This is a genomic window from Micromonospora sp. NPDC049799 (genome assembly GCF_040656655.1).
In the GTDB taxonomy this organism is placed as follows: domain Bacteria; phylum Actinomycetota; class Actinomycetes; order Mycobacteriales; family Micromonosporaceae; genus Micromonospora.
The window spans coordinates 1-4,215 of record NZ_JBFAMU010000426.1 but is presented as its reverse complement, the minus strand read 5'-3'; the positions used below and the strand labels follow the sequence as shown (position 1 = coordinate 4,215).

The 4,215-nt window shown below is 70.7% G+C and carries 4 protein-coding genes and 1 pseudogene; 2 read left to right on the top strand and 3 right to left on the bottom strand.

Translation table 11 applies throughout. The features are described 5' to 3' along the window. From AB0I76_RS23705 to AB0I76_RS23695, 3 genes and pseudogenes are all read right to left on the bottom strand, one after another. A pseudogene (locus AB0I76_RS23705) lies at positions 1 to 535 on the bottom strand (TldD/PmbA family protein); the annotation flags it as partial. Between the two features lie 58 nt (positions 536 to 593). Then, a complete protein-coding gene (locus AB0I76_RS23700) occupies positions 594 to 2,030 on the bottom strand; it encodes a TldD/PmbA family protein (protein WP_357039363.1) in 1,437 nt (478 codons plus the stop codon). A gap of 33 nt (positions 2,031 to 2,063) precedes the next feature. Further along, the gene (locus AB0I76_RS23695; protein ID WP_357039360.1) at positions 2,064 to 2,612 is read right to left on the bottom strand and encodes a Uma2 family endonuclease; all 549 of its coding nucleotides are present in this window, start codon (positions 2,610 to 2,612) and stop codon (positions 2,064 to 2,066) included. Between the two features lie 228 nt (positions 2,613 to 2,840). Between AB0I76_RS23695 and AB0I76_RS23690 the strand changes: the two genes are divergently transcribed. Further along, positions 2,841 to 3,944: an ABC transporter ATP-binding protein gene (locus AB0I76_RS23690; RefSeq protein WP_357039357.1), complete on the top strand. Its 1,104-nt coding sequence runs from the start codon at positions 2,841 to 2,843 to the stop codon at positions 3,942 to 3,944. Beyond that, positions 3,941 to 4,215 (top strand): ABC transporter ATP-binding protein (locus tag AB0I76_RS23685; RefSeq protein WP_357039354.1); only part of this gene is annotated, 275 nt, incomplete at its 3' end. The genes AB0I76_RS23690 and AB0I76_RS23685, both read left to right, overlap by 4 nt.

Sequence of the window (4,215 nt, the reverse complement as noted above, 5' to 3'; positions counted from 1 at the left end):
CGCTGCCGGTGCGGGCGATCCCGTCCATCGCCGCCTCGGCCGTACGGCCCGACGCGGAGTGGCCGGTCGAGTTGGCGAACGCCGCCGACCGGTACGCGGTGCGGCAGTAGCCGGCGCTCTCCAGTCCGCCGGCCGCCGCGACGAAGGCGCGGACCCGTTCGGCGCGCTCGTCCGGGTCCGCGTACGCGGTGGCCTCGTCGAAGGCCGTGGTGGACGGTGTCGGCGCGGGCGGGGTGAGCCCCGGCCACGCCGGGTCCGGCGGGCAGAGCCGTGCGGCGGCGAGAGTGCGCTCGACCAGCGCCCGCAGCCCGTCGGGGGTGACCACGCTGCCGCCGCCGGCCGCCGTGCGCCCGTCGACGTGCAGCCGCAGCCGCACCGAGACGCCGGACTCGGCGACGTTCTGGTGGATGAACGAGTTGGCGAAACGGGTCAGGGCCAGGTCGCTGCGCAGCACCGTGGCCTCCGCCTGTGCGCCCGGGCCGCCGAGGCGACGGACCAGCTCCATCACCTGCCCCGCGAGGTCCAGCTCGGTCATGCCCAGCCCCCTTTCGTTCGCGACTGCGGGGCTCGCAGACCCAGCTCACTCCTCGCGCTCACGCACGCACCCCCACCCGGACGTTGCGGAAACGCGCCGGGGCCGCCGGGTGCCCGGTGTGCCCGACCTGGCCGGGTTGGCCCTTGCCGCAGTTCGGTGTGCCCCAGGCGACCGTCTCGCCGGAGAGCATGTCCATCGAGCGCCAGAAGAGCGGGCCGATGCCGGTGTACGTCGGGTTGCGCAGCATCCGTCCCCGCTTCCCCTTCTTGATCTCCCACCCGACCTCGCAGCCGAACTGGAAGTTGAGCCGCTTGTCATCGATGGACCAGGACCGGTTGACGTCCATCAGCACCCCGTCGTCGGTGGCCGCGATGATCTCCTCCAGCGTGTGCGGGCCCGGTTCCAGGCCGACGTTGGTCATCCGCACCATCGGCAGCCGGGCCCACCCGTCGGCGCGGACACTGCCGCCGTAGTCGAGACCGGCCACCGAGGCCGAGTCGCGGCCGGCGAGGACACCCACCCAGCGCCCCTCGCGGACCGCGTCCCGCTTCACCGCCGGGGAGCCCTCGTCGTCGAAGCCGAAGCTGCCAAGCGCGCCCGGGATGGTCGGGTCGATGGTGATCGTCATCAGGTCCGAGCCGTAGCGCAGCGAGCCCAGCTGGGCCAGGTCCAGCCAGGAGGTGCCGGCGAACGCGGCCTCCCAGCCGAGGATCCGGTCCAGCTCGATGGCGTGGCCGACCGACTCGTGGATCTGCAGTGCGAGCTGCTCGCCGCCGAGGATCAGGTCCGTCTCGCCGGCTGGACAGAGCGGCGCGGTCAGCAGCGCGCGGGACTCGTCGGCGATCTCCGCGGCGTGCGCGGTCAGGTCGAGCGACTCCACCAGCTCCCAGCCGGTAGTGCCGTACTGGCCCCGGTAGCTCGGGTAGGACCGGCGTTGTGTCTCGCCGTCGCCGATGGAGGTCGCCGAGATGCCGCCCCCGCACTCCCGGATGCGCTGGTCGATCCGGTGGCCCTCGCTGGAGACGAACCACTTGTCGGTGTCCCAGATCTGGTAGAGCCCCTCGGCGAGGTCGGCCCCGTGGTCGACGATCGCCCTGGTGGCCTCGACGAGCAGGTCGCCCTTGGTCGACAGCGCGACGCCGAGCGGGTCCACCGTGCAGGGGGAAGCCCAGCTCGCCACCGCCGCCGCGCCCGACACCAGGTCGATCGGCGGGCCGGGAACCCGCCCGCTCGCGGCGGCGATCCGCGCGGCACGCCGGCCGGCGTCGCGGGCCGCAGCGTCCGACAGATCGGGTACGGCGTGGAAGCCCCAACTCGATCCGACCAGCGCGCGGACGCCCAGCCCGATGCTCTCGTCCTGGGTCAGCTCCTCGATGTCGCCGTTACGCGCGGACATCGACTCGTAGCGGCGGTGCATGACGCGGGCGTCGGCGTACCGTGCCCCGGCGTCGAGGGCGGCCTGCACAGCGGCGGACGCCGCGTCGAACTCCGTCATGCGCCCGACCCTAGGCGAGCGCACCGACATCCGTCAGGCGAGAAGCTCGTCCGGTCGGATCGACGCCCGTACCGGCTCCGTCAACTCCAACGTCTCACCGGCCTTGGTGACCGATCGCTCGACGTAGTGGGCGCCCTGCCGCTGATAGAGGTGCAATGTCAGCGTCTCCTGCTCGACGAGCAGGTACCACTCGATCCCGGCTGCCGCGTAGTAGTGCATCTTGAGCACCTTGTCGGTAGCCGCGTTGCTCGGAGAGATGATCTCGCAGACCAGCAGGACGTCACGCGCGTCGATCACGAGTACCCGTAGGTCGACCTCGTTGGTGATCACAAGGTCGGGAATGGGGATGCGGCCGGGCCGGAGCCGGATGTTGACGGCTTCCAACACACGGAGCCCGGCCTGGCGTACCGGTGCCCGTAATGCGGCCCGAAGCTCGCCGGAGATGTTCTGGTGAAGAGGGGCGGGTCCTGGGATCACGTGGAGGCTCAAGTCGAAGAGTTCGACGCGATCCTGCGTCTCGCCGAGGGCGAGGTACTCCTCCTCGGTCCACGGGCCCCTGTGGCCGAAAGCCGCCACGGTCATGGTCACCTCCACCTCGTGCGGTCGAATCCTCTCCTGCTCGCTCTCCACATCGTCGCACCTGGCGTCCGAGCGTGGCAGGAACCGGGGTGGTGCCAGCGGGTGGGCGTGGGGTGCTGCGGCGTTGTCGAGTCGTTACGCTGTGGCCCGCTGACAGCGCCGCGGATGTAGCTTATTTTCACCCTCTGGTTTCTGTTGTAGGTTCCCTACATCTCACAGAGGGAGGCGGTCGTGGACAGCCCCGAGTCGACGCCGTCCGGTAATCCGGACCGCCCCGCCGTGCCGGAGCCGCGCTCCGGCGACGGCCCCTACCTGCGGGTCGACGACCTGCGGGTGCACTTCGACACCGAGGACGGCGTGGTCCGCGCGGTCGACGGGGTGTCGTTCACCGTCGAGCGGGGACGGACCCTCGGCATCGTCGGCGAGTCCGGGTCGGGCAAGAGCGTGACCTCGCTGGCCATTCTCGGCCTGCACGACCCGAAGCGCGCCACCGTCACCGGTGAGATCTCCGTCGGAGGCCGCCAGCTGGTCGGCCTGCCGGAGGAGGAGGTTCGCCGGTTGCGGGGCCGTGATGTGGCGATGATCTTTCAGGATCCGTTGTCGGCGTTGCATCCGTACTACTCGGTGGGGCGGCAGGTCGCGGAGGCGTATCGGGTGCATCATCCGGGGGCGGGTCGTCGTGAGGCGCGGCAGCGTGCGGTGGACATGTTGGGTCGGGTGGGGATTCCGCAGCCTGCCCGGCGTTTTGATCAGTATCCGCATGAGTTTTCGGGTGGGATGCGGCAGCGGGCGATGATCGCGATGGCGTTGGTGAATGATCCGGATCTGGTGATCGCTGATGAGCCGACCACGGCGTTGGATGTGACGGTGCAGGCGCAGATTTTGGATCTGTTGGCGGATCTGCAGGCGGAGTTCGGGTCGGCGATCATTTTGATCACCCACGATCTGGGTGTGGTGTCGCAGGTGGCCGATGACATGTTGGTGATGTACGGGGGGCGGGCGGTCGAGTCCGGGAGTGTGGAGCAGGTGTTGCGGCGGCCGCAGCATCCGTACACGTGGGGCCTGTTGTCCAGCGTGCCGTCGTTGCACGGTGACGCCGACGCGGATCTGGTGCCGATCGCGGGTAACCCCCCGAGCCTGATTGATCTGCCGTCGGGGTGTGCGTTTCATCCGCGGTGCCGTTACGCCGGCCGTAACGGTGACCGGTCCCGCACGCAGGTTCCGCAGTTGCGTCCGGCGGGCGCGCCGGGGCATCTGGTGGCCTGTCACCTGCCGGCCGAGGAGCGGACCCGGCTGTACGCCGAGGACGTCGCCCGGGTGGGGGTGGCCCGATGAGCGCCGAGACCGGTGAGCCGCTGGGCGCTGTCGCGCCGGCGCCGCCCAGCGGTGAGCCGCTGCTGCGGGTGCGGGGGTTGAGCAAGCATTTCCCGGTGCGGGAGGGTTTCGGTCGTGCCGGTCTGGTGCGGGCGGTCGACGGGGTGGACTTCGAGGTGCGGGCGGGGGAGACGCTCGGTCTGGTGGGGGAGTCCGGCTGTGGGAAGACGACCACGGGTCGGATGCTGGTGCGGCTGCTGGAGCCGACGGCGGGCAGTATCGAGTTCGCCGG

Excerpts from the sequence above, each read along its gene's own strand:
- AB0I76_RS23700 (WP_357039363.1), bottom strand. The coding sequence starts at position 2,030 with ATGACGGAGTTCGACGCGGCGTCCGCCGCTGTGCAGGCCGCCCTCGAC.
- AB0I76_RS23695 (WP_357039360.1), bottom strand. The coding sequence starts at position 2,612 with ATGACCGTGGCGGCTTTCGGCCACAGGGGCCCGTGGACCGAGGAGGAG.